A 25,126-nucleotide genomic window follows, 5' to 3' on the forward strand; every position below is an offset into this window, starting at 1 on the left:
GCGTGGGACCGAGAAAAAGGGTCTTGCGCCATGCACGGTCCCACGCGGGAGCGTGGGACCGGGAAAAAGGGTCTTGCGCCCACGCTCCGGCGTGGGCGCCTGCCCCTCACCCCCCGTCCGCCCGCAACCGGTAGCGCCGCCCCGGCTCGACGGTCTCGCGCCAGGGGAAGCGGTCCCCCGTGCCGCCGGCCAGCACGGCGCGGACGTCGCGGATCACCTCGGGCCGCAGGCGATAGTACTGGTGGCAGCCATGCTCGATCTCGGTGGCCGCCACATCGGTGCAGTCGACGGCGGTGATGCGGGTGTCGAGCCCGCTGAAGGTGCGCGGCCCGGCGGTGCCCAGCCGATCGCGGTTGAACTTGGTCTTGTCGCTGACCTCCAGCGCCAGATCGGTCTCGGCGTGGTAGACGTGGATCCGCCGCGCCAGTTCGGTCAGCGGTTTGAGTTTGTCCGCGTGTTCGAAGCAGTCGTCGTCCTCGTCGGCGGCCATCAGGAACACGTGATCGAACACCTTGGTCAGGCGGCCGCCCTCCATCAGCCCCTTGAGGCACTGCACGGCGTGGCGCAGCGCCCAGTTGCCCATGCTGTGCGCCACCAGATGGATGCGGTGCGGGCAGCGCTCGCCGGCCTCCATGAAGTCCAGGAACCGGCGCAGCGCGCGCGCCATCGCCAGGCCGGACATGGCGGCGTCCTCGCGGTCGCCGCTGTACTTCCACGGGGGCTGAACCTGACCGTCGGACGGCCAGGAAAACACCAGCGTGTGCGGCTCGGTGGCCCGGATCTCGCCGCTGGCCGGGTCGGGGCGGTCAACGGTGTAGGTCTCGCGCAACTGCGCGGCGCGGCCCAGCGCGCTGTCAAAGGTGTTGGCGAAGCCGTGGATGAAGATCAGCGCGTCCCCGGCGACGCCCGGGCCGGGGCCGGCCGTCCGCTCCGCGTCCAGCGTCGCACGCAGGCTCTCGAACAGGCGCAGGCTGCCCGGGCGCTCGTTGCGGGCGCGCCGGCGGGTCATCTCCGGCACGGCGGCGGGCGCCTCCACCGGCGGGCGCTTCTCCAGCTCGACCTCCCAGTCGACGGTGAAGTCGTCCCAGCGGTCCAGCCAGGTCACCACGCCGCGCCCGACGCGGAAGTACTGCGGCCCGTCGGCATGAAAGCGGGTGCCGAAACTCTTGCGCCCGCCGCGCGGTTCGGTACGGTTGGTGGCGAACCAGATCGGTGTGGTCATGCCCTGCTGCTCCTGCGCTTGGGTCCGCACGCGCAGGCCGGCGCCGGTGCGTCGACCCTCCGCGCGTCTGCCCCCATCCTGGCCCCCATCCTGGCCCCCGTCCTGGCCATGATGCCGCGAAGCGCGTCCCCCATCAAAGGGAATGAATCCCGAGGACTGCACGCTCTGCGCGATCCCTCTGGCGTCCCCCCGCCCGCCTCACGCCCGGCCGTGCGGGTGGCTTGACCGTGGCCGGGCGTCTGCCCACACTTGCCCGCCCGGCGACGGGGCGGCACGGGTGGCGGTCTGGGAACGGGAGCGCGGGCAGCGTGGAGCGGGTGGAACGGGTGGTGATCGGCGCCGGCGTGATCGGCCTGGCGGTGGCGCGGGCGCTGGCCGAGGCCGGCCGCGAAGTGGTGATCCTGGAGGCCGCCGAGACCTTCGGCACGGAGACCAGTTCGCGCAACAGCGAGGTCATCCACGCCGGCGTGTACTACCCGGAGGGCAGTCACAAGGCCCGGCTGTGTGTGCGCGGCAAGCACCTGCTCTACCGGTATCTGGCCGAACGCGGCCTCCCGCACGCGCGCTGCGAGAAGCTGATCGTCGCCAGCCGGGCCGGCGGCGACGCCGATCTGGCCGCGCTGCGCGCGATCCGGACGCGCGCCGCGGCGGCCGGGGTGGACCTTCCGTGGCTGTCGGCGGCCGAGGCCATGGCGCTGGAACCGGACGGGCTGGACTGCGCCGCCGCGCTGCACTCGCCGACCACCGGCATCGTGGACAGCCACGGCCTCATGCTGGCGCTGCTGGGCGATGCCGAGGCCGCCGGCGCCGTGCTGGCCGTGCACGCCCCGGTCACCGGCGGCCGCGTGGGGGACGACGGCCTGGAGCTGGCGGTGGGCGGGGCCGATCCCATGACCCTGCGGGCCGACGGCGTGGTCAACTGTGCCGGCCTGGGGGCGCAGGCGGTCAGCCGCGCCCTCGCGGGCGTGCCGCCGGAGACGGTGCCGCCACTGTACTATGCCAAGGGCGTCTATTTCTCGCTGACCGGGCGGGCGCCGTTCCGGCGGCTGATCTACCCGGTGCCGGACCAGGCCGGGCTCGGCCTGCACTACACCCGCGACCTGGGCGGGCAGGGCCGCTTCGGCCCGGACGTGGCCTGGGTGGAGCGCCCCGACTACACCGTGGACGACGGCCGGGTGGGCCAGTTTGTCGAGGCCATCCGGCGCTACTGGCCGGGGCTGCCGGACGGCGCGCTGGCGGCCTCCTACGCCGGCATCCGGCCCAAGGTGCAGGCGCCCGGAGAGCCGGCGCGCGATTTCGTGATACAGTCCCCGCGCGAGACCGGGGTGCCGGGCTATACCGCGCTGTATGGCATCGAGAGCCCGGGCCTGACCGCCTGCCTCGCCATCGCCGAGCATGTCGCGGAGAGCGCCGCATGATCCGCCCCCTTGCCCTCGCCCTGATCGCTGTCCTGAGCGTGGGCCTGAGCGCCGCGCCGGCCGGGGCCGCCGATCCCGCTCCGCCCGCGCCGGGCGCCGGGACCGGGCCGGGCACCGACCGGCTGATGGAGCAGATGCGCGACCTGGGACTGGCGCCCGAGCAGGAGGGCATGGACCCCCAGGGCCTCTACGACCCGGGCGAGCGGCCCGGCCTGATGGACCGCTACCGCCGCGAGCGCGAGGCGCGCGAGGCCGCGCGGGCCGCCGAGCGCGATCCCGGCGAGCCGCTGCTGGTGCTGCCGCCGACGATGATCCCCGACTTCCGCGCCGAACTGCGGCTGATCGTGCGCGAACTGGCGCGGTATGCCCGCGCCCGCGATCCGAACTTCGCGGTGCTGGCGCGCGGCGGCGCCACCCTGGCGTTCCGCACCCGTCGCGAGGCCGTGCTGGAGGCGGCGCGCGCGGCCGCGGGCGGGCTGGGCGCCGTCGATCCGGACAGCCCGGCCGCCGGTGTGGGCGAGCCGGCCGGCGGGTTCCTGGGGGCCGTCGACGGGCTGGTGCTGGACGGCCAGTTCTGCGGCGAGCCGCCGATCGCGGACGACCGGCTGGCGCGGCTGGCCGACATGGGCCTGCGGCTGGTGTCGGTCGAGCACTGCGCCGACCGCGAGACCGCCGCCGAGGCGCGCCGCCGGGCGCGGGCCGCCGACGTGCTGATCCATGTCGACACGGCGGCCGACGGCCGCCTCGACACGGTGCCCGTCGGGCGGCCCTGGGGCGAGAACCCGGACAACATCACCGACCCGGCCCAGGCCCGCTCGATCCTGTGGCTGGAGACCGCGGCCGGCTACGGCGACGCCAGCCTGCTGATCGGCGCCCTGCGCGACACCAACCACGACATGCTGGTGCTGAACCCGTTCCTGCTGGGCGGGGTGGCGCTGGGCGAGGCCGACGTCCAGGCGTTGCGCTACAAGAAGCTGGGGGCGCGCCGGCTGGTGCTGGCGACCTTCGACGTGGCCTTCGCGCATGAGGACGCCTATTACTGGGAACCGGACTGGCGCCTGGGGGCGCCGCGCTGGCTGTCGGCGACCGCGCGCGACCGGACCGGGGCCTACTTCACCGAGTACTGGGACCCGGCGTGGAAGGCGCTGCTGGGCGACTTCTTCGTCGCGGTCATGGACCTGGGCTTCGACGGGGTGGTGCTGGACGGCCTCGACGCCGTGCATCGCTGGGAGGCCATCACGCCGGTGGAGTAGGGCCGCGGGGGCGCGCTCCGCTTTGTCGGTCCCCCGCTCCCCTCCCCTTTCTCGGTCCCACGCCGGATACGGCGCCCACGCGGGAGCATGGGCGCGAGAGGGAAGAGGGGCGCCCACGCGGGAGCATGGGCGCGAGACCCCCTTTCTCGGTCCCACGCTCCGGCGTGGGACCGGCATGCCGCCGACGGCGCCCACGCGGGAGCATGGGCGCGAGACCCCCTTTCTCGGTCCCATGCTCCGGCGTGGGACCGTCATGCCGCCGACGGCGCCCACGCGGGAGCGTGGGCGCGAGCGCCCTTTCTCGGTCCCACGCTCCCGCGTGGGACCGCATCCCGGCCACCCATGACGCGCCTTATCAAGAGAGGTCCGCGTGCATCTCACCCAGGTCATGGCCGGCGCCGCGCACGGCGGCGCCGAAACCTTTTTCACCACCCTGGCCGTCGCCCTGCAGAAGGACGGCGTCGACCAGTCGCTGGTGATCCGGCCCCACGCCGAGCGTGTCGCCGCGCTGCGGGCCGCCGGCTGCCGGGTCGACACCGCGCCGTTCGGCGGCCGGCCGGACCTGTGGACGCCGTGGATGCTGCGCCGCTACATGCATGTGCACCGTACCACGGTTGCGCTGGCCTGGATGAACCGGGCGGCGGCCAAGCTGCCCGGCGGGGCCTGGATCCGGGCGGCGCGCCTGGGCGGCTACTACGATCTGAAGTACTACCGGGGCTTCGACCACCTCATCGCCATCATCCCCGGCATCCGCCGCCACATCCTGGATGGCGGCTGGCCCGAGCGGCGGGTGCATTACATCCCCAACTTCTGCGTCGTGGACGAGGGGGCGGCCCCGGTCGACCGCGCCCATCACGACACCCCGGCGGACGCGCCCCTGCTGCTGGCGCTGGGGCGGCTGCACCCGGTCAAGGGGCTGGACGTGCTGCTGCACGCGCTGGCCGCCGTACCCGGCGCGTACCTCTGGATCGCGGGCGAGGGGCCGGAGCGGGGCGCCCTGGAGGCCCTGGCCGACTCGCTGGGCGTGGCCGGGCGGGTGCGCTTCCTGGGCTGGCGCGATGACCGCACGGCCTTGATGCGCGCCGCCGATGTGGTGGTGTTCCCGTCGCGCTACGAGCCCAACGGCACGGTGACCGTGGAGGCCTGGGCGCACGACAGGCCGCTGGTGGTGGCCGACGCCGCCGGCCCGGCCGAGATGGTGCGCGACGGCGACGACGCGCTGCTGGTGCCCAAGGACGACGCCGGCGCCCTGGCCGCGGCCCTTCGTCGGGTGCTGGACAGCCCGGATCTGGCCGCCCATCTGGTCGGCCGTGGCGCCGAGCGCGTGGCGGCCGAGTTCTCCCCGGCCCGGGTGGTCGCCGCCTATCGCGCCTTCCTGGACCAGATGGAGCGGGAGCGGTAAGAGGGAACGCTCTCCCGTTCCGCTGAGCCAAGGCCCGCCATGCCCGCCCGCAGACCCGAAGACCGCTGCCGCCTCTACCTCATCACGCCGCCGCGCATCGACGACGGGGACGCCTTCGCCGCCACCCTGACCGAGGCGCTGGACGGCGGCGATGTCGCCTGCCTTCAGATCCGCCTCAAGGACGTGGACGACGACACCATCCGCCGCGTCGCCGGCGTGCTGGTGCCGCTGGCCCAGGCCCGCAACGTCGCGGTGCTGATGAACGACCGCCCCGACCTGGCGGTGGAGACCGGGTGCGACGGCGTGCACGTCGGCCAGGAGGATACACCCCTGGTCGAGGCCCGCCGCATCGTCGGCGAGGATGGGGTGGTGGGGGTCACCTGCCACGACTCCCGCCATCTGGCGATGGAGGCCGGGGAGAACGGGGCCGATTACGTCGCCTTCGGCGCCTTCTTCCCCACCGAAACCAAGGAGGCCAGGACCCGGGCCGACCTGGACCTGCTGCAGTGGTGGGCACAGGACATGGTGGTGCCGGTGGTCGCCATCGGCGGGATTTCGCCCGACAACGCCCGCCCGCTGATCGAGGCCGGCGCCGACTTCCTGGCCGTCAGCGGCGGGGTGTGGGCCTGGCCCGAGGGGCCGAAGGCGGCGGTGGCGCGCCTGAACGCGCTGATGGAGGCGCACTCCCCGGAGCGCGAAGAGGGGTAGGGTGGGGGGCTACGACGCCGCGTCGGGCCAGAACCCGTCGTCCATCATGGCGTCGAACGCATAGGGACAGGCGACCGGAAAGGTGGCCTCGGGCAGGCCGGTTTCGCGCTCGGCTTCGATCACCGCCAGCCGCCACGCCCGCACGATGGCCGCGTCGAGGCTGGCCTTGAGGCTCGGGTTGTCCTCCAGGTGGGCAGCCAGACGGAGCCGCTGTTCCCTGATCGACAGCCGCCAGGAATTGCCGCGACGGGCCGGCTGGTGCTGCCATTTCAGCAGGTGCAGCATCAGGATGACGAGGCGGTTGACCAGCTCGCGCCGTTCCGTGCGGCCCATGCTGTCGATCTCCTCGGCAATATGGGCGACGTCGGCCTCGTCCAGCCGGCCGGCCCGCAGCAGGGCGGCCTGCTCGGTCGCCCAGGCGTGGAAATCCAGATCGTACAGCGTGGACATGGCGGGGCTCCACCGGAGGCGCGTCGGGATTAGGATCCCGCCCTCGCATCAACCGGTCAAGTCATGGGGTGTCGTCCGCCACCGGCGCCCATAGCACGTCCTCGATGCGGCGCGACCCTGTTCGGGACGGCCATACCTCATTGACGCAGTCGCCTGCCCGTCCTACCGTTATCCAGCGTAGACCGAGAGCGTCGGGAGGGGCGGACCGTGGGGCTGTCGAAAGACCGTGCCGTCACGATCCTCGAGTTCCAAACCTTCCGAAAGGACGCCGACACCCTGTTCAGCGTCGAGGAGCTGGATCATCTGAGGGTGACGCTGGCCTGCGCGCCGCGGATCGGGGACCTAATCCCGGGGACAGGCGGGGTCCGGAAACTGCGGTGGGGTCTCGCCCGTCGCGGTCAGGGCAAGCGGGGCGGCGCCCGCGTGATCTACTATTTCCATAACGAGGCCATGCCCTTGGCGTTGATCGCGGTGTACGCCAAGGGGAGAAGGCGACCCTGACCGCCTCCGAGAAGGCCGAACTGCGTGGCTTGGTCAAAGCCTATGTTTCGGCCTATGGCATGGACTGACCGGGCGGGCCGCGCTCGGCACGGATGGAGGCGTCGCGACATGTCTGCTTCGAAGATCATCGAAGGCATGCGGGAAGCGGTTGCCTACGCGCAAGGCCGGCCGGTGCCCGTGCGCGAGACCGTCGTCGCCGTGCCGGCCGAGGTGGATGTCAAGGCGCTGCGGGAGCGTATGGGGTTGACCCAGCAGGCGTTCGCGCGGTGTTTCGGCTTCTCGGTGGGGTCGGTCCGCAACTGGGAGCAGGGCGCGCGCCGGCCGGAAGGACCCGCCCGCGTGCTGCTGAAGGTGATCGAGAAACGCCCCGAGGCGGTGCTGGAGGCGCTGCGGGACGGGTGATCCGGTCGCTCGCCTACCGTCCCTCCGCCACCGGCGCCCATAGCACGTCCTCGATGCGGCGCGCCCCGGCGCACAGCATGACCAGCCGGTCGAGGCCCAGGGCGATGCCGGCGCAGTCGGGCAGGCCGGCTTCCAGCGCCGACAGGAAGTCCGTGTCGATGGGGTAGCGTTCCCCGTACAGCGCCTGCTTGAGATCCATGTCGGCCTCGAAGCGGGCGCGCTGTTCGGCCGCGTCGGTCAGTTCTCCGAACGCGTTGGCCAGTTCCAGGCCGCAGACATAGACCTCGAAGCGTTCGGCCAGCCGGGGGTCCGCCGCCTTGGGTCGTGACAGCGCCGCCATGCAGACGGGATAGTCATAGAGGAGACACGGCGCGCCGAAGCCCAGGCGCGGCTCGACATGCTCCAGGAAAATGCGGAAGAAGACGTCGTCGAAGCGGTCGTCGTCGCCCACGGTCAGGCCCAGCCGCCGGGCCGCCGCCGCCAGCGGTGCCGGGTCGGGGTCGCGCGCGGGCTCCGGTGGCAGACAGGCCATCAGGTCCACACCGGCGTATTCGGCCATCGCCTCGGCCACCGACAGGCGCCGCCACGGCCGCGTCGCGTCCGCCTCGCTCTCCCGCCAGCGCAGCGCCTTGGCACCGGCGGCCCGCTGGCAGGCGGCGACGTAGGCTTCCGTTTCGTCCATGAGATCGGTATACGTCGCGCCCGCCCGGTACCACTCCAGCAGGGTGAACTCCGGGTGATGGGTGGCGGAGCGCTCACCGTCGCGATACACCCGCGCCATCTGGAAGACCCGGGCCAGCCCGCCGGCCAGCAGCTTCTTCATGGCGAACTCGGGCGAGGTGTGCAGGTACAACGGCACCTGCGGCCGGCCGTCCGGCGGGGTCCAGGCGGTGGCGAAGGCCTTCAGGTGCGGCTCCAGACCGGGCGAGATCTGGAGTGCCGGGGTTTCCACCTCCAGGTAGCCGTGGGCCGAGAAGAAGGCCCGCGTGGCCGCCAGCACGCGGGTCCGCACGGCCAGCATGGGGCGGCGCTCGGCCACCGCGTCGGGGTGCCACCAGGGCCGGGCGGGGCGCGGGTCTGCCATCGAAAATCCAGAGTAATCAGAGGGTTGCGTGGTCGGCCCCAGGCGGTTGCCCGGGGGGCGCCAACCTGATAGGGTCCCGCCGCATTCAAGGGAATGACGTCATGAAAATCAATGCCAACACCATCCGGCCCGGCATGGTCCTGGATCACCAGGGGCGCACGTGGTCGGTGCTGAAGATCCAGCTCATCCAGCCGGGCAAGGGCGGCGCCTTCATCCAGGTGGAGATGCGCGACATCCAGTCCGGCAACAAGACCAACGAACGCTGGCGCACCGCGGATACGGTCGAGCGCCTGGACGTGCGCGAGCGCGACTGCCAGTTCCTGTTCAAGGACGAGGTCGGCTGCCATTTCATGGACGACGAGACCTTCGACCAGTTCCAGCTCCCCGAGGACGCCATGGGCGAGCAGGCGCCGTTCCTGCAGGACGGCATGAAGGTCCAGGTCAGCTTCATCGAGGGCACCCCGATCTCGGTCAAGCTGCCGCAGACCGTGATCCTGGAGGTGGTCGAGGCCGACCCGGTGGTGAAGGGCCAGACCGCCGCCGCGTCCTACAAGCCCGGCATCCTGGAGAACGGCGTGCGCATCATGATCCCGCCGTTCGTCGAGGCCGGCACCCGCGTTGTCGTCAACACCGAGGACAGCACCTACGTCGAGCGGGCCAAGGACTGACAGCCGATGGCCTTCCGCTCCGCCAACATCAACGTCATGGTCTCGGCCGCCAACAAGGCGGCGCGCGGCCTCGTGCGCGACTTCGGCGAGGTCGAGCAGCTTCAGGTCTCGGTCAAGGGGCCGAGCGACTTCGTCTCCACCGCCGACACCAAGGCCGAACGCGTCATCAAGGCCGAACTGAAGAAGGCCCGGCCCGACTGGGGCTTCCTGATGGAAGAGGGCGGCATCGACGAGGGCCGTGATCCGCGCTGGCGCTGGATCGTCGACCCCCTGGACGGCACCACGAACTTTCTGCACGGCATCCCGCACTTCGCCATCTCCATCGCCCTGGAGAAGGACGGCGAGATCGTCGCCGGCGTCGTCTACAGCCCCATCGTCGACGAGATGTACTGGGCCGAGAAGGGCAGCGGGGCGTTCATGAACGACCGCCGCCTGCGCGTCTCGGCGCGCCGCGACATCGGCCAGTCGCTGTTCGCCACCGGCATCCCGTTCCGGGGGCGCCCCGGGCACAAGCCGTTCCTGGAGCGCCTGTCGAAGGTGATGGCGGTCTCCGCCGGCGTGCGGCGCATGGGCGTGGCCTCGCTGGACCTGGCCTTCACGGCGGCGGGGCGCTTCGACGGCTACTGGGAGCACGACCTCCAGCCCTGGGACGTGGCCGCGGGCATCATCCTGGTCCGCGAGGCCGGCGGCTCGGTCACGGCCCTGGAGCCCGGCACCGACCCGGTGCACGGCGGCAGCATCCTGGCCGCCAACCAGCCCATGCACAAGGCGCTCAAGGACCTGCTGACGGTCGACGCGGCGGCCTGAGGCGGCCGCCGCTGTCGGCTTGCCCGAAAAGCCGGCCCTGGGATAGGGTGACATGGCGGGGCGGTGTGCAACCGCGGGGTGCCCGCGCCCACGGGACCTGCGGTGGTCGCGGCGGCGTGGCCCTCGGGCGGCCCGCAAGACGCCACAATGTGGCGGCATGCTCCGAACCAGTGTCCTGGGTGCGTCATCCGGGGCGAGACCCTGACGCAGGAAGAACGAGCCGGCCATGCGCGCACAGCGATCGTCGACCCGAGCCCCGTTGCCGCCCGTCCTGGGGGCTCTGATCCTTGGCGCGGTGCTGGTCGCCGGTCCGGGCGTCGTCGCCCCGGCCCTGGCCCAGTCCGGCCAGCCTAACGTCGTCGTCAACCCCGCCTTCTCCGCCGGCGCCGGTTCCGTCGGCGCCGGCTATGGCTACGGTCCGGGTGCCGGGGTCGGCTATGGCCCCGGCGCAGGGCTGTACCAGCCGCCGGCCAGCGCGGCGCCGCCGGTCGTGGGTGGGCCGTTGCAGTTGCCGCCCGCCGGCATGCCGCGGTCGCGCCTGACCCTGCCGCCCGGCATGACGCCGCCCGCCGTGGCCGTGCGCCCCGCGCCTCCCGCCGCGCCGGCTCGCCGTGCCGCGCCGTCCCCCGAGGCGCCCCCTCCCGAGGCGCCCCCTCCCGAGGCGGCGCGCGCCCCGGTGCCGGTCACACCAGCGCCGGCCGAACCCGAGGTGGCCTCGACGCCCGCCCCCGAGCCGGCCCCCGAGCCCAGCGCCGAGCCCGCCCCCGAGCTGCCGGCCGCCGAACCGGAACCACCGGCCGCCCCGCCCACACCGGCGGCGGCCGCGCCGCCGCCCGTCCCCGAGACCACGGCGCCCGCTGCCGAGTCCGACGGCGCGCAGACGGCCGCCGCGCCGCCGGCGCCGCCGCCTTCGGCGGCCACCGAAGCGGGGGCGGCCACCGAGGCCACGGGCCGCGCGGTGCCGGTCGTCGTAACGATGGCCAAGCCGCCGGCGCCGCCGCGCCCGGGCAGTGCCGACCGGCCGTTGCGCACCCGCCTGACCGCCGGCACCACGCGGCTGGTGCAGGATGCGACCGGGCGTCTCGGCCCGGCGCCGCCGCCGCTGGGCATGCCGGGGGCGCCGATGACGCGACGGGTCGAGGCCCCGGCGCCCGCCCCGACCCCCGCTCCGGCACCGGCGACCCCCGACCGCGCCGCGCCCGACCGCGCCACCGACCCCGCCGCCGGACCCGCTGCCGAACCGGCGCCCGCGCCGGCCCGCCTGCCGGAGGTGGTCTCGACCGCGCCCGCGCCGGAGCCGGCGTCCCCGCCGCAGACCGCCGCGCGTCCGGCGGACGGCGGATCCGCCGCCGCCGTGCCGGTGGGCGGCACCGTCAGCGTGCTGTTCGACGGTGACCAGACCGATCTCCCCGACGCCGCGCAACGGACACTGGATCGCGTGGCGGCCGTGCTGGCCGGCAATCCGGCGGCGCGGGCCACCGTGCGGGCCTACGCCGACGGCGGCGGCGACGCCAACCAGGCGCGGCGCACGTCGCTGTCTCGGGCGCTGTCGGTGCGGGCCTATCTGATCGACCAGGGCGTCGAGAGTTCCCGCATTGACGTCCGCGCACTCGGCAACCAGTACGGGGATGGCCGCAGGGATCGCGTCGATGTCGTCACGGCCGAACGCTGACGCCGGCCCGCCGCCTGCGGTCCGCACCCAGGAGCCCGCCACATGACCCGGCCGCGCCGTTTCCTCACCCGCATGGTGCTGTTCGTCGCCATGGTGGCGGTGGTGGCCGCGGGGCTGTTCCCGCCGCTGTTCTCGGCCTTCATGGCGAACCCGGCGCTGAACGGCCTGATCCTGTTCGTCGTGCTGTTCGGCATCGGGCTGAACTTCCGCCTCGTGCTGCGGCTGCGGCCCGAGGTCGACTGGGTGGAGCGGTTCCGCGCCGGCGAGGTCGGGCTGTCGTCCGAGCAGGCTCCGCCGCTGGTCGCGGCCATGGCCCAGATGCTCACCGAGCACAAGGAGAAGTCGCTCGGGCGCGGCCGTTTCTCGATCTCGGTCCCGGCCATGCGCTCGCTGATGGACGGGCTGGCGTCCCGCCTCGACGAGGCGCGCGACCTGGCGCGCTATTTCATCGGTCTGTCGATCTTTCTCGGCCTGCTGGGCACCTTCTGGGGCCTGCTGGAGACCGTGGGCTCGATCGGCGACGTGATCCGCGACCTGAGCATCGGCGGCAGTGGCGCCGAAGCGGTGTTCGATGACCTCAAGGCCGGCCTGGAGGCGCCCCTGTCCGGCATGGGTACGGCGTTTTCGTCCTCGCTGCTCGGCCTCGCGGGCTCGCTGATCCTGGGCTTCCTGGACCTTCAGTCCAGCCGGGCACAGAACGCGTTCCTGAACGACCTGGAGGAATGGCTGTCGCGCCTGACCCGGTTGTCGTCGGGCGGCGGCCTGGGCGACGGCGACGCCGGCGGCTCGGTGCCGGCCTACATCCAGGCGCTGCTGGAACAGACCGCCGACAGCCTTGACGACCTGCAACGCACCATCGCCCAGGGCGAAGAGGGGCGCTTGCAGATGCAGACCCAGATGCGCCAGCTCGTCGACACCCTGGGCACCCTGACCGAGCAGATGCGCACCGAACAGGCCGTGCTGCTGCGGCTGGCCGAGAGCCACGCCGACCTGCGGCCGCTGATGCAGCAACTCGTCACGGCCACCGAGCACCGCGTCGGCGAGGGGCTGGACGAGGCCACGCGCGGCCATATCCGCAACACCGACGCCGCCGTCACCTATATCGCCAACGAGTTGACGAGCAGCCGTGAGCAGACGGTCAAGGAACTGCGCGCCGAGATCAAGCTGCTGGCGCGCACCATCGCCGCGGCGGCCGGGACCTCGGACGCCTCGCGCTCCGGCGGGTGAGCCGCGGGCCGCGCACGGCCGGTCGGAGCGCCCCCGTCTGCCCCTGTCTGCCCCCGTCTGCCGCCGTCTCTGACACTATGGAACCGCCATGGCCAGTCTCAGCCGCCGCCGCGCCGGCCAGAGCCTCGACATCTGGCCCGGATTCGTCGATGTCCTGGCCACCTTGCTGATCATCGTCATTTTCGTGCTGCTGGTGTTCGTGCTGGCCCAGGTGTTCCTTGGCCAGGCGCTGAGCGGGCGCGACGCCGCCCTCGACCGGCTGCGCGCCGAGGTGGCCCAGTACGAGGACCTGCTGGCGATCGAGCGCCAGGCCAACGCCGACCTGCGCGCCGACGTGGCCCAGCTTTCGGGTGATCTACAGGCCGCCAACGCCCGCTGGGAGGCGCTGATCGGCACCGCCCGGGCCAGCGAGGCGACCGAACTGGAACTGGCCGAGGCGCTCGATCTGGTCGAGCGCCAGCGCCAGGAAATCGCCGCCCTGGAGGGCGACCGCCGCACCCTGGCCGAGCGCCTTCAGGCGGCCCTGGGGCAGGTGGCCGACCGCGAGGCCGCCCTGGTCCGGCGCGAGGACCGCATCGCCGCGCTGGAGGCCGCGGAAGAGCGGCTGGCGGCGGACCTGGAGGCCGCCTATGCCACCATCGAGGCCGACGCCGAGACCCTGGAGGCGCGCCTCGCCGACCTGGCGCGGCTGGAGGCCCAGGTCGCCGACCTGACCGAGACCCGCGACCGGCTGCGCGCCGAACTGGAGGCCGCCAACCGGACCATCCGCGTCGACAAGGAGACGATCGAGACCTCGCTGGCCCAGCTCGCCCGCCTGCGCCAGGACGTGGAGGCGCTGACCGCCCTGCGCGACGACCTCGAAGATCGCATCCGCAGCATGGACCGCCAGCTTTCGGAGACCGAGGGCGCGCTCGCGGAGGAGCAGCGCATCTCCGAGCAGGCGCGCGCCCAGGCGGCGATGCTGAACGCCCAGCTCAAGCGGGTGCGCACCGAACTGGCCCGCCTCAACGACCTGCTGGAGGCCAAGGAGGCCGAGAGCGAGGCCCAGCAGGCCACCATCGCCAACCTGGGCCAGCGCCTCAACGCCGCCCTGGCCACCAAGGTGCAGGAGCTGCAACGCTACCGCTCCGAGTTCTTTGGCCGCCTGCGGGCGGTGCTGGGCGACCGCGAGGGCATCCGGGTGGAGGGCGACCGCTTCGTGTTCCAGTCCGAGGTGCTGTTCGGCGTCGGTGAGGCCACGCTGGGGCCGGCGGGGCGCGACGACCTGGCCGACCTAGCCGACACCCTGATGAGCGTGGCGCAGCAGTTCCCGCCCGGGATCGACTGGATCCTGCGCGTCGACGGGCACACCGACAAACGGCCGATCAGCACGCCCCGGTTCGCCAACAACTGGGAGCTGTCGACGGCGCGGGCCATCTCGGTGGTGCAGTTCCTGATCGACCAGGGCGTGCCGCCGGAACGCCTGGCCGCCGCCGGCTTCGCCGAGCACCGCCCGGTGGCCGCGGGCGACACCGAGCAGGCCTATGCCCGCAATCGCCGCATCGAACTGAAGCTGGACCAGCGGTAGCCGCGCGAGCCTTGCCGTGGCCTGGGCGGCCTGCGGGCGGTCCTGCAAGGCGCATGACGTCTGAGACGTTTGAGAGGTCACCTGGCGCCACCGGAACTTCTTCCAGCACCATTGCCACATCACGGCGCGCAGCCCCCGGGGTCCAGCCCGTCCAGACGGCGTGCGTCGGGGATGCCGCACAGGTCGCACAGGGCCTCGGCCTGACAGGCCATGATCAGCCAGGGGGAGGCGGCCTCGATCGGCAGCGCGGCCGGCTCGTCGGCGGCTTCCTTGTCCGGAGTCCGGAGTCGTCGGGACGGCGTCAGGTGACCGCGTGGCGGCGGTGAAACCGTAGCCTGTCACCGTCTTGTGTCGACTGTCCCGCCGCCCATATTCTGCCAAAGGATCCAGGAACAACAGATGGGCTGGACACAGGTGCGGTCCGGTGCACCTGCGGCGAGTGGGCACCGGTCGGCCCGGACTCGACGCGCTCGCCAGACGGTTCGGCGAACACCCGGCCCCCGCGGAACGGCAGCAGCGAGGGAGGACCATCACGATGGGACGTCAGATCGAAGTCACCGAGCTCATTCTCCGGGATGCCCACCAGAGCCTGATGGCCACGCGCATGGCGATGGAGGACATGGTCCCGGTGTGCGAGGACCTGGACAACGCCGGCTACTGGTCCCTGGAATGCTGGGGCGGGGCCACCTATGACGCCTGCATCCGCTACCTGAACGAGGACCCGTGGGAGCGGCTGCGCACCTTCCGCAAGCTGATGCCGAAGACCCGGCTGCAGATGCTGCTGCGGGGGCAGAACCTGCTCGGTTATCGCCATTACGAAGACGGCGTGGTCGAGCGCTTCTGCGACAAGGCGGCCGAGAACGGCATGGACGTGTTCCGCATCTTCGATGCCTTGAACGACCTGCGCAACCTGAAGACCGCCGTCGACGCCGTGCGCCGCACCGGCAAGGAGGCGCAGGGCACCATCTGCTACACGGTCTCGCCGGTCCATACCACCGAGGCCTTCGTGGAGATGGCGCAGCGGCTCAAGGACCTTGGCGTGGACTCCATCTGCATCAAGGACATGGCCGCGCTGCTGAAGCCGCAGCCGGCCTACGAGCTGGTGCGCGGCATCAAGGAGACCTGCGGCGAGGACACCCGGGTGCACCTGCACTGCCACGCCACCACCGGGGTCACCTTCGTGTCCATGATGAAGGCGATCGAGGCCGGGTGCGACGTGGTCGACACCTCGATCAGTTCCCTGTCGCTCGGCTCCGGGCATAATCCGACCGAATCCCTGGTCGAGATGCTGGACGGCACCGGCTACACGACCCGCCTCGATCTGGAGCGCATCCGCCCGGTGCGCGATCACTTCGCCGAGGTGCGCAAGCGCTACCGGCATTTCATGAGCGATTTCACCGTCATCGACACCGACATCTTCGAAAGCCAGATCCCCGGCGGCATGCTCTCCAACATGGAGAACCAGCTCAAGGGCCAGGGCGCCGGCGATCGGGTGCAGGAGGTCATGGAGGAGGTGCCGCGGGTGCGGGCCGATTCCGGCTATCCGCCGCTGGTCACGCCGTCGAGCCAGATCGTGGGCACGCAGGCCGTCTTCAACGTCCTGATGGGCCGCTACAAGACCATGACCAGCGAATTCGCCGACCTGATGCTGGGGTACTACGGCAGCACGTTCGGCGACAAGAACCCTGAGGTGCTGACGCAGGCCGAGGCACAGCAGCAGAAGCCGGCCATCACCGGCCGCCCCGCCGACCTGCTGGAGCCGGAGTGGGACCAACTGCGGGCCACCGCCGCCGCGCTCGAAGGCTTCGACGGCAGCGACGAGGACGTGCTGACCTACGCCATGTTCCCGCAGGTCTCGACCAAGTTCTTCAAGACCCGCCACGAGGGGCCGAAGACCCTGGCCAAGGATCCAGAGGCGTCGCGGGTCACGGAACCGCCAGCACCCGCCTCCGGCAAGTCCGGCGACGCCGACAAGGCCGCGAAGGCTCCGGTGACGTACGTCGTCACTCTCAACGGCCGGGAGCACCAGGTCCGGGTCTCCCCGGCGGCCTGAGCCCACTCACCGACGACACCCCACCCAGGCGGGCGCGGCCGGACGGAATCCGGCCGCGCCGACGGCCGGGTTACGCACGCCAATCCAGGGAGAGGAACGCCTGATGTCTCAGGGTCAGGGGGGCGCACCGCCCACACCGAGCATGAAGGAGAAGATCGCCGGCCTCGCCGCCAACCGGACCCGCGTTGAGGGTGGCGGGGGACCGGCGCAGATCGACAAACAGCACGCCGCCGGCAAGATGACGGCGCGCCAGCGCATCGAACACCTGGTCGATACCGGCAGTTTCCAGGAGATCGGTCTGTTCGCGCGCCACCGCGCCACGTCGCTCGGCATGGCCGACAAGGACCTGCCGGCGGACGGCGTGGTCACCGGCTGCGCCCGGGTCGACGGCAAGGTGGTGCATCTCGCCAGCCAGGACTTCACGGTCTCCGGCGGCGCCGCCGGCGAGGTGCACAGCCTCAAGGTGGCCGAGATGATGGAGATGTCCCTCAAGACCGGCTCGCCGTTCGTGTTCATCAACGATTCCGGCGGTGCTCGCGTGCAGGAGGGCATCGACAGCCTGTCCGGCTACGGCCGGGTCTTCTACACCAACGTCATGCTGTCCGGCTCGGTGCCCCAGATTTCGCTGATCTGCGGCCCGTGCGCCGGCGGCGCCTCCTACAGCCCGGCGCTCACGGATTTCATCATCCAGACGCGGCAGGCGCAGATGTTCATCACCGGGCCCCAGGTGATCAAGCAGGTCACCGGGGAGACGGTAAGCGCAGAGGCGCTCGGGGGGCCGGATGCGCAGATGAACCGCTCCGGCGTGGTCCACCTGGTGGCCGAAAACGACGAGGACGCGCTCTACCAGTGCCGCCGGCTGCTCAGCTTCCTGCCATCGAACAACCTTGAGGATCCGCCGCAGCTGCCGTTCGACGAGCCGCTGGAGGCGGACCCGGCGCTCAACGAGATCGTGCCCGCCGACGTCAAGGCCGGATACGACGTCCGCGACGTCATCGCGCGGTGCGTCGACGATGGCGACCTGCTGGAGATTCAGGCCGGGTTCGCGGCCAACCTCGTCATCGGCTTCGCCCGCATCCAGGGCCGCAGCATCGGCGTGGTCGCCAACCAGCCCTCGGTGAAGGCGGGCGCCCTCGACATTGACGCCTCGGACAAGGCCGCGCGCTTCATCCGCTTCTGCAACGCCTTCAACATCCCGCTGGTCACCTTCGTTGACGTGCCGGGCTTCCTGCCCGGGGTCGAGCAGGAGTATGGGGGCATCATCCGCCACGGCGCCAAGATGCTGTTCGCCTACTCCGCGACCACGGTGCCGAAGCTGACGGTGATCCTGCGCAAGGCCTATGGCGGCGCCTATCTCGCCATGTGCGGCAAGGACCTGGGCGCAGACCGAGTGGTGGCCTGGCCATCGGCGGAGGTTGCCGTCATGGGCGCCGAGGGCGCGGCCGAGATCGTCTTCCGCAAGGCCATCGCCGAGGCCGAGGATACGGGGGCCAAGCGCGCGGAGATGATCCGGCTGTACCGGGAGACCTTCGCCAATCCCTATGTCGCCGCCGGGCGGCGGCTTGTCGACGACATCATCGAACCGTCGGAGACGCGGCGCTATCTGGGCCAGGCACTCGCAAGCCTGTGGACCAAACGCGAGGTGCGTCCGCCCAAGAAGCACGGCCTGATCCCGCTGTGAGCCCGCCCCCAGACCGTGCATCGGCCGCAAGGCCGGCAGGAGCGAGAGACATGAGCGAATTGACCCTGGACGATGTCATGGCCGCGGTCGAGCGCCTGCGCGAGGACATGCGCGGCGAACTCGATGCGCTCAGGACCCAGGTGGCGGTGCTGGAGGCCCGTCAGGCCGAGGTCGAGCGGGATCGGGACGCCGACGTCGGTGCGGAGACGCTGGCCATGCTGGCCGCCGCGGTGACCTCCTACCTGGGCAAGCGCGTGCGCATCCGCTCGGCGCGGCGGGTCCGGTCGGCCGGGGACGGCGCGCCCGCCTGGACCCGCCACGGACGCGCCGCCATCCAGACCTCGCATCAGTTGCACCGGGGACACTAGGCCCCTTTGACCCTCATCCGAAAGCGGCCTGCCGGCCCGCCCGCGGACCTGCCCGGGCCCGCCGCCCGGCCGCCTACGCCAGGAGTTCCGGCCGTGAAACTGCGCATCGACCTTGACGGGAAGACCTACGACCTCGATGTCGAGGTTCTGGAAGAAGACCGGCCCCCGCCGCGGCCGGGCTACCTGCCACCGCACGCGCCGCCGATGACGGTGCGCTCCTCGGCCGGACCGGCGCCGGGCGCCGGCGGCGAGGACGGCGCGGGCGGCCCGGCGGGCGGCGCGGGGGACGATGCGGCGGTGGACGAGGAGAAGGTGAGCCGCAGCCCGCTTTCGGGTGTGGTCAACCGTATCGCCGTCAGCCCCGGTCAGGAACTCAAGCAGGACGACCTGATCATGGTCCTGGAGGCGATGAAGATGGAGACCAACGTCGTCGCCGGCCACCCGGGAACCGTGAAGGCGCTGCGGGTCGCCGAGGGCGATGGCGTGAAGGTCGGGCAGATCCTGATGGACTACGCCTGAAGGAACACCGCCTGAAGGAACACCGCCTGAAGGAACACCGCCTGAAGGAACACCGCCTGAAGGAACACCGCCTGACTCGCTGCCGCGTCATCAGGTGCGCCGGCACGCCGGGCGGTCAGCGCTCCCAGCCCGCACCGAGGTCCTCTCGGTGCGGGCTAGGGCCGATCCCTCGAAATCGGAACCACCGGGGTGGGGCCGATTTGGAGCGTGACTCGGCGCGATCTGTTGGTGTCAGAGCGAAACGTCCGAATTTGAAATCACCACGCGAGTCCGTAATCGGGCGTTCCGCTCTAGGCTCGCATCAAGAGCCGGTCAGGGTCAGGCGGCGTCCCACACGTTCTTGAACTGCCCCTGACTGCCGCCGTCGTAGAACACCTCGATGATGCGCTTGCCGAGCGGATCGAGCCGCGGGTCCCGCCGCAGGGGCTCCAGCTCGCGCCGGAAGAACGCCTTGAGCTGCTCGGCCCCCTCCGCATAGGCCGCATCGCCCACCTCGGGCTGGCGGTTCACCTGGAGAAAGAACTCGGGCACGTTGGCGCCCTCGACGTGCATCTGTAGCAGCACATAGCCAAGCAGCGGGGTATCGGCCCGCCGCAACTGACCGCGCCGGAAGCGAGCGCCGCCACGCCGGGCCAGATACTCGCGGCCGATCCACTGCGGCATGAAGCCGACATGCCACGCCCCGATATGGCTGTTGGGGAAGATGGCGAAGTCGGTCTCCGGCGTCTCGCGGACCTGGTTCAGGAGGATGTTGGCGAAGTCCACCACCCGGCCGGTGGCGAATGGCCAGAACGAGCCCACGCCCTCGCTTTGCAGGCCCTCGGTATCGACGATGCTCGGATTCGCGTGCCCGCGCGGCGCAGCCAGGCGCCACAGCCAGCCCAGCGCCGGCGGCAGGATATGCATCATGCCGAAGATGCCGTAGGTGGGTTTGTCGCGGGTGCACGGCGGGGTGCGGATCCCCAGGGTGCGGATATCCACCTCGACGGGCTCGTCCTGGATGTTCGGGACCTCGTCGCGCGGCAGGATGACACGGGGATTGGGGCAGGGCTTGCCGGGGGCGTCCTCGGTGTGCTCCCAGATCAGGGTGGTGGCGTGGGGCACCCCCTGGACGTTGATGAAGATCAGCGGTTTGCTCGGGGCGGCGCAGATCCGTTCGAGGTGCGGATCGGTGCCGTATCCGGTGATATGGTCGACCCGGACGAACCACGCGTTCTCGGCGTCCATGGTGACCAGCTTGCCGCCGGGGCGCTGTAGCTCCGGCTGGGACTGGGCCATATCGTCGGTGACGGGATGCAGCCGGCAGGTCTGGGGCAGGACCAGGTGGCGCTCCTGGCCGGTCACCAGATTGTGGCCCAGGCGCAGGCGCCCGTCGTGTTCTCGGTGCGGGTATTCGAGCATCTCGCTCTTGCCGCCGCCGGAGGCCCCCTCGTGCATGATCGTGAAGGTGTAGTCGTACGGGGTGACCACCTGTACCGTGGAGGCGTGGTTGGTCACCCAGCCCTCGGCCTCGCCGATGTTCAGAAGGATGCCGTAGACCCCCTTCTTCGCGCTCGGCCCCGGATACAGGTTAAGCGAGAATATCTCGTGCATATCGGCAGAGCGGTTGTGGACCACCACCTGCTTGCCGTCGCACAGCGTGTGACGGAACGGCGGCGCCAGGAAGATGAACGCCTGCGGCCGGAAGTCCGCCCCGGCCTCGCTGCCGGCCACATGGCCTTGCAGGTCGGCCAGGCCGCCGGCGAAGAAGCCGGCGTTGGCCGGCCCGATGAACAGGCTGTCGTAACCGTGCTCGGCGTGGCCCGAGCGGAACGGAACCAGGATCAGGTCCTGCCCGGCCAACCAGTCCAGGATATCCTGTCGCGCCTGCGTGAAGGGCACGCCGAACCGGTCCTTGAACCGGGGCTTGTCCGACGGTCCGTCGTCGGCGACCACCATGCTGTCGGGGTCGCGGCGGCGCATATAGGTGTCGACGTAGTTCACGGCGGCGCCGTTGCGGCAGCGGGCCACCGTGGCCTCAAGGACCCAGCCGCGGCCGGGCGTGTCGTAGCCGACCTCGAACAGGGTACAGTCCGGGCCGCCGCAGGCCTTGTCCAGGAGGTCTTCGCGGCTCTCGGCCACGTAGACACTCGGTGCGGCCTCGACCACCGCCGCGACATGCGGCGGCAGAGGGAAGGTGACGCGGGCCGGCGCCGCGCTGACGTTTTGCATGTCCATGGCTGCTTCTCCCCGTCGTTCGCCCGCCCCGCGCGCGGAGCCGGCAGTTTCAGTCGTCGTCGCAAAAAAGACTGATCTGTCCTGACACCGTCGCCCTCGGCGATCCGGGGCGCCCGCGGCGATCCGGGGCGCCCTCGCCGTCCCCCGCCGGGCGGAGAACAGGTCGGGTTGCCGTTCCCGGCTGTCACGTGGCGTCCCGGCCCGCGCGGGGCAAGAGGGGCCGGCCACCGGGACCGGGTCATGCCACACCCGGCCACGCCGCGACCGGGTGCCGGTCGGACCCAGACAGGCGGGTCCCCGAAGGGCCGCCTTCGATCGGTTCGGTTCGCGGGTCAGCGGCAGGCGCCACGGGACATGAGCCGATTGTTCGAAATCGGAACCGCAGATGTGGTCCGATTTCGAACGTGAATCGGCTCTACATTATTGATTTTACAGCAGATTATCGCCAAAGAACCGAAATCGTGCCGCGAGTCCGGTTTGTCGCGATCGGCTGATGCCCATCTGAACCACGCCGTGGTTCCGATTGAGCGCGATCCGTGCTGAAAATCCGCTCCGGCCCCGGAACGGGCGGGGGCGTTACGGCCGGCTGCCGCGCGCGGCGAGCGGACGGCGGAACGCAAGGCGCATCTGCTTTTCGGTCTCGATCAATGCGAAGAAGACGACGCCGACCGCCACGATGAGGACGCCGTCAAGAAGCGGCACGGGCCGTGTTCCGAAGACCGCCTGCATGGGCGGCAGATAGGTGAGGGCGAACTGCGCGGCGATGACGGTGAGAACGCAGGCCCAGACGATCCGGGTGCCCCGGGCCGCGGCCCAGGTGAGCGAGGCGCCGTGGATGTTGCGAATAAAGAACAAGTGGAACATTTCGAGCACGACCAGCTGGTTCATCGCCATCGTCTGGGCCAGCTCGATCGGGTAGCCGCGATCCGTGGCGTAGAAGAACATGCCGAACACCGCCGTCAGGAACAGGCTCGAGACGAGCACGATGTGCCAGACGAGTTCGCCGGTCAGAAGGGGCTCGTCACGCGGGCGGGGCGGGCGGCGCATCGTGCCCGGCTCGGACGGCTCGAACGCGAGCGCGAGGCCGAGCGTGATCGCCGTGATCAGGTTCACCCACAGGATCTGCACCGCGGTGATCGGCAGCGCCATGCCGGCAAACAGCGCCACCACGATCGTCAGTGCCTCGCCCGCGTTGGTAGGCAGGGTCCAGCTGATCACCTTCTTGATGTTGTCGTAGACGGTGCGCCCCTCACGCACCGCGGCCGCGATGGAGGCGAAATTGTCGTCCGCGAGCACGAACTCGGCGGCCTCCTTCGCGGCCTCGCTGCCCTTGCGGCCCATGGCGATCCCGGCGTCGGCGCGCTTGAGCGCGGGGGCGTCGTTCACGCCGTCGCCAGTCATCGCCACGGTCATGCCGCGCGACTGTAGCGCATTGACAAGGCGCAGCTTGTGCGCGGGCGACGTGCGCGCAAACACGTCCGTCTCCGCCGCCGCCGCGGCCAGCGCGGTGTCGTCCATCGCCTCGACCTCGGCGCCGGTCAGAACGCGGTCGTGGTTCTGCAGCCCGATCATCCGGGCAATGGCGCGGGCGGTGGCGGCGTGGTCGCCCGTGATCATCTTCACCCGGATGCCGGCCCCATGGCACTCCGCCACGGCGTCGATCGCCTCGGCGCGGGGCGGGTCGATCAGGCCGATCAGGCCGATCAGGGTGAGCTGACCCTCCAGGTCGACGGTGTTCAGGATCGTATGGTCCTGCGGCACCGTCCGGACGGCGACCGCGAGCACCCGCTGCCCTTCCGCGGCCAGCTCTTCCACCGACCTGAGCCAGCGTTCGGCGTCGAGGGGGTCCGTCCCGCCGGCCGCGGCGCGCTGACCCGAACACAGCGCCAGCACCGCTTCCGGCGCACCCTTGACGTGGATGCAGGCGTTCCCCTCGTGGTCGTGATTGAGGGTGGCCATGTAGCGGTGCGCCGCATCGAAGGGAATGGCGTCGGTGCGGGTCCATTGACAGAAGGACTCGGCCCCAGCCCCGGTGATCTTGCCGGCCAGCGCCAGCAGGGCCCCCTCCATCGGGTCGCCCTCGACCCGCCATCCGTCCTGCGCGCCGTGCAGGACGGCGTCGTTGCACAGCCCGGCGGCGCGTGCGAACTCCATCAGCACCGCATGCTCGTCGGGATGGGCGTCGGCCTCGCGATAGCGGACCGCGCCTTCGGGGGCATAGCCGTTGCCGGCCACGGAATAGAGGTGCTCTGCGGCCGCGAGCGTCGCCGCCATCATCTCGTTGCGCGTGAGCGTGCCGGTCTTGTCGGAGCAGATCACCGAGACCGAGCCCAACGTCTCGATCGCCGGCAGGCGGCGGACGATGGCGTTGCGACGCGCCATGGCCTGCACGCCGACCGCGAGGGTGATGGTCAGCACCGCGGGCAGCCCCTCGGGGATCGCCGCGACCGACAGGCCGACGACGGCCATGAACAGGTCGGAGAACGGGAGGTGCCCGACGAAATAGCCGTAGGCCAGCAGCGACACGGCGACGATCAGGATGAAGACGGTCAGCCAGCGGGCGAAGCGGTCCATCTGGGCAACCAGCGGGGTCGTCAGCGTCTCGACACCGGCGAGCATGCCGCTGATCCGGCCGATCTGGGTGTGGATCCCGGTCGCCGCGACCACACCACGCCCCGTGCCCGCGGCCACCAGGGTGCCGGAGAACAGCATCGGCGTCCGGTCGCCGAGCGCGGCCTCCGCGGCGACCGGCGCGGTGCCCTTGTCGACGGGGACGGACTCGCCGGTCAGAATCGCCTCCTCGGCCTTCAGGCCGCGCGCCTCGATCAGCCGCAGATCCGCCGGCACGCGGTCGCCCGCCTCGACCAGCACGATATCGCCCGGCACCAGATCTGCCGCGTCGACGCTCTGGCGCCGCCCGTCGCGCACCACGGCGGAACGAGGGGCGAGCATCCCCCGAATCGCCGCCATCGCCTGTTCGGCGCGGCCTTCCTGCACATAGCCGATCACCGCGTTCACGATCACCACGGCGAGGATCACGCCGGTGTCCACCCAGTGCGACAGCGCCGCCGTGACCGCGGCCGAAGCGATCAGCACGTAGATCAGGACATTGTGGAAATGCGAGAGGAACCGCAGGAACGGACTGCGCCGGGGCGGCTCGGGCAGCCGGTTCGGCCCGGACTCGGCACGCCGGCGGGCGGCCTCCGCCCCGCTCAATCCGCCCGGCTCCGCCGCCAGCGCGCCGAGCGCCTCGTCCGGGCCAAGGGTGTGAAAGGCTGTGTCCGTACGGGTCTGGGTCATGCGGGCGATCTTCGCTGTCTCGTGAACCCCGGACGACAGGGTCCTCCGGAGGGGCCTCCGGCGGGGGGCTCCGGCGGGGCCTCTGACGTGCGCTTCCTGTCCAATCTACGGGATCTCGGGGGGGGCTTCCACCGGAGCCCACCCGTGGGCGGTGCGATCCGTGCATGGATGCCCTTTTCGTTTGGTTCATGACGGAAAATCGGGGAGGGGCGGACAACGGGACGGTCTGACACACTGGTAGTTGCGACACGACACAGACTGCCAGGGAGGCCCCGTTGTCCTTCGATGACCCTATGTCCTGGCTTGGAGGCTGGGAAGGCTACCGCGTTGAGACGATCCAGCGGCGTGAGGGTGAGCAGCCGGAAGTCTGGGTTTTCCTGGGCTTCCAGCCGGGCGCGGCGTTGATCTGCGACGGCTGCGGTGAGGCGGCCGACGCGGTGCATGACATTGAGTGTCGAGTGGTCCGTGACCTTCCGATTCTTGACGCCACGACCTTCGTGTCGGTCCCGCGGCGCCGGGTCGCGTGCCCCCGGTGCGGTCCACGCCTTGAACGCCTGTCGTGGCTGGCGCGCTATGCCCGGGTGACAACCCGTCTGGCTGAGAGTGT

At 71.3% G+C, this 25,126-nt stretch carries 20 protein-coding genes and 2 pseudogenes; 16 read left to right on the plus strand and 6 right to left on the minus strand.

Features of this window, described 5'->3' with window-relative positions; all coding sequences use genetic code 11:
- Nucleotides 1-106: 106 nt before the first annotated feature.
- On the minus strand, nt 107-1,222 hold the full coding sequence (locus tag GGD88_RS01905) for an alpha/beta hydrolase (RefSeq protein WP_184431150.1): 1,116 nt from the start codon (nt 1,220-1,222) through the stop codon (nt 107-109).
- A gap of 308 nt (nt 1,223-1,530) precedes the next feature.
- Here GGD88_RS01905 and GGD88_RS01910 point away from each other — a divergent pair, with 308 nt between their 5' ends.
- The 4 genes from GGD88_RS01910 (at nt 1,531) to thiE (ending at nt 6,003) form a co-directional block, all read left to right on the plus strand.
- The gene (locus GGD88_RS01910; protein WP_184431152.1) at nt 1,531-2,640 is read left to right on the plus strand and encodes an FAD-dependent oxidoreductase; all 1,110 of its coding nucleotides are present in this window, start codon (nt 1,531-1,533) and stop codon (nt 2,638-2,640) included.
- A complete protein-coding gene (locus GGD88_RS01915; protein ID WP_184431153.1) occupies nt 2,637-3,893 on the plus strand; it encodes a hypothetical protein in 1,257 nt (418 codons plus the stop codon). The genes GGD88_RS01910 and GGD88_RS01915 overlap by 4 nt, the downstream gene beginning before the upstream one ends.
- Nucleotides 3,894-4,263: 370 nt before the next feature.
- Nucleotides 4,264-5,295: a glycosyltransferase gene (locus tag GGD88_RS01920; protein ID WP_343056193.1), complete on the plus strand. Its 1,032-nt coding sequence runs from the start codon at nt 4,264-4,266 to the stop codon at nt 5,293-5,295.
- Between the two features lie 39 nt (nt 5,296-5,334).
- Nucleotides 5,335-6,003, plus strand: a complete 669-nt coding sequence (thiE, locus tag GGD88_RS01925) for a thiamine phosphate synthase (RefSeq protein WP_184431155.1) — start codon at nt 5,335-5,337, stop codon at nt 6,001-6,003.
- Between the two features lie 9 nt (nt 6,004-6,012).
- Here thiE and GGD88_RS01930 read toward each other — a convergent pair whose 3' ends face one another.
- Nucleotides 6,013-6,453, minus strand: a complete 441-nt coding sequence (locus GGD88_RS01930) for a DUF29 domain-containing protein (protein WP_184431157.1) — start codon at nt 6,451-6,453, stop codon at nt 6,013-6,015.
- A 207-nt stretch (nt 6,454-6,660) separates the two neighbouring features.
- Between GGD88_RS01930 and GGD88_RS01935 the strand changes: the two genes are divergently transcribed.
- Together GGD88_RS01935 and GGD88_RS01940 are read left to right on the plus strand one after the other, a co-directional pair.
- Nucleotides 6,661-6,954, plus strand: a complete 294-nt coding sequence (locus GGD88_RS01935) for an addiction module toxin RelE (RefSeq protein ID WP_221236950.1) — start codon at nt 6,661-6,663, stop codon at nt 6,952-6,954.
- 108 nt (nt 6,955-7,062) lie between these two features.
- On the plus strand, nt 7,063-7,356 hold the full coding sequence (locus tag GGD88_RS01940; protein WP_184431159.1) for a helix-turn-helix domain-containing protein: 294 nt from the start codon (nt 7,063-7,065) through the stop codon (nt 7,354-7,356).
- 13 nt (nt 7,357-7,369) lie between these two features.
- On the opposite strand, the gene epmA is transcribed toward GGD88_RS01940, so the two are convergent.
- Nucleotides 7,370-8,440 carry an EF-P lysine aminoacylase EpmA gene (epmA, locus tag GGD88_RS01945; RefSeq protein WP_184431161.1) on the minus strand — a complete coding sequence of 357 codons (1,071 nt, stop codon included), beginning with the start codon at nt 8,438-8,440 and terminating at the stop codon, nt 7,370-7,372.
- 101 nt (nt 8,441-8,541) lie between these two features.
- Between epmA and efp the strand changes: the two genes are divergently transcribed.
- The 9 genes from efp (at nt 8,542) to GGD88_RS01990 (ending at nt 19,002) form a co-directional block, all read left to right on the plus strand.
- Nucleotides 8,542-9,108 (plus strand): elongation factor P, encoded by a 567-nt coding sequence (efp, locus tag GGD88_RS01950; RefSeq protein WP_184431163.1) that lies wholly within the window; start codon nt 8,542-8,544, stop codon nt 9,106-9,108.
- 6 nt (nt 9,109-9,114) lie between these two features.
- On the plus strand, nt 9,115-9,915 hold the full coding sequence (locus GGD88_RS01955; protein ID WP_184431165.1) for an inositol monophosphatase family protein: 801 nt from the start codon (nt 9,115-9,117) through the stop codon (nt 9,913-9,915).
- A gap of 226 nt (nt 9,916-10,141) precedes the next feature.
- On the plus strand, nt 10,142-11,587 hold the full coding sequence (locus tag GGD88_RS01960) for an OmpA family protein (protein WP_184431167.1): 1,446 nt from the start codon (nt 10,142-10,144) through the stop codon (nt 11,585-11,587).
- Nucleotides 11,588-11,629: 42 nt separating this feature from the next.
- A complete protein-coding gene (locus tag GGD88_RS01965) occupies nt 11,630-12,814 on the plus strand; it encodes a flagellar motor protein MotA (protein ID WP_184431169.1) in 1,185 nt (394 codons plus the stop codon).
- Between the two features lie 88 nt (nt 12,815-12,902).
- Complete coding sequence (locus GGD88_RS01970) at nt 12,903-14,381, plus strand: peptidoglycan -binding protein (RefSeq protein ID WP_184431171.1); 1,479 nt, start codon at nt 12,903-12,905, stop codon at nt 14,379-14,381.
- Between the two features lie 535 nt (nt 14,382-14,916).
- Nucleotides 14,917-16,434, plus strand: coding sequence for a methylmalonyl-CoA carboxytransferase subunit 5S (locus GGD88_RS01975; RefSeq protein WP_184431172.1), 1,518 nt, complete (start codon nt 14,917-14,919; stop codon nt 16,432-16,434).
- Nucleotides 16,435-16,537: 103 nt separating this feature from the next.
- Nucleotides 16,538-18,115, plus strand: a complete 1,578-nt coding sequence (locus tag GGD88_RS01980) for an acyl-CoA carboxylase subunit beta (RefSeq protein WP_343056194.1) — start codon at nt 16,538-16,540, stop codon at nt 18,113-18,115.
- A 50-nt stretch (nt 18,116-18,165) separates the two neighbouring features.
- Entirely contained in the window at nt 18,166-18,483 is a 318-nt protein-coding gene (locus GGD88_RS01985; RefSeq protein WP_184431174.1) for a hypothetical protein, read from the plus strand.
- A gap of 93 nt (nt 18,484-18,576) precedes the next feature.
- Nucleotides 18,577-19,002, plus strand: a complete 426-nt coding sequence (locus tag GGD88_RS01990; RefSeq protein ID WP_184431176.1) for a biotin/lipoyl-containing protein — start codon at nt 18,577-18,579, stop codon at nt 19,000-19,002.
- A gap of 28 nt (nt 19,003-19,030) precedes the next feature.
- Here GGD88_RS01990 and GGD88_RS19355 read toward each other — a convergent pair.
- The 3 genes and pseudogenes from GGD88_RS19355 to GGD88_RS02000 all read right to left on the minus strand — a co-directional run.
- Nucleotides 19,031-19,093, minus strand: a pseudogene (locus GGD88_RS19355) (hypothetical protein); the annotation flags it as partial.
- Between the two features lie 227 nt (nt 19,094-19,320).
- A complete protein-coding gene (locus GGD88_RS01995; protein WP_221236951.1) occupies nt 19,321-21,219 on the minus strand; it encodes a DUF4914 family protein in 1,899 nt (632 codons plus the stop codon).
- 576 nt (nt 21,220-21,795) lie between these two features.
- A complete protein-coding gene (locus GGD88_RS02000; RefSeq protein WP_184431178.1) occupies nt 21,796-24,519 on the minus strand; it encodes a cation-transporting P-type ATPase in 2,724 nt (907 codons plus the stop codon).
- Between the two features lie 455 nt (nt 24,520-24,974).
- Here GGD88_RS02000 and GGD88_RS19360 point away from each other — a divergent pair.
- Nucleotides 24,975-25,126 (plus strand): annotated as a pseudogene (locus tag GGD88_RS19360) (ISL3 family transposase); the annotation flags it as partial.

The organism is Roseospira goensis, assembly GCF_014197795.1.
In the GTDB taxonomy this organism is placed as follows: domain Bacteria; phylum Pseudomonadota; class Alphaproteobacteria; order Rhodospirillales; family Rhodospirillaceae; genus Rhodospira; species Rhodospira goensis.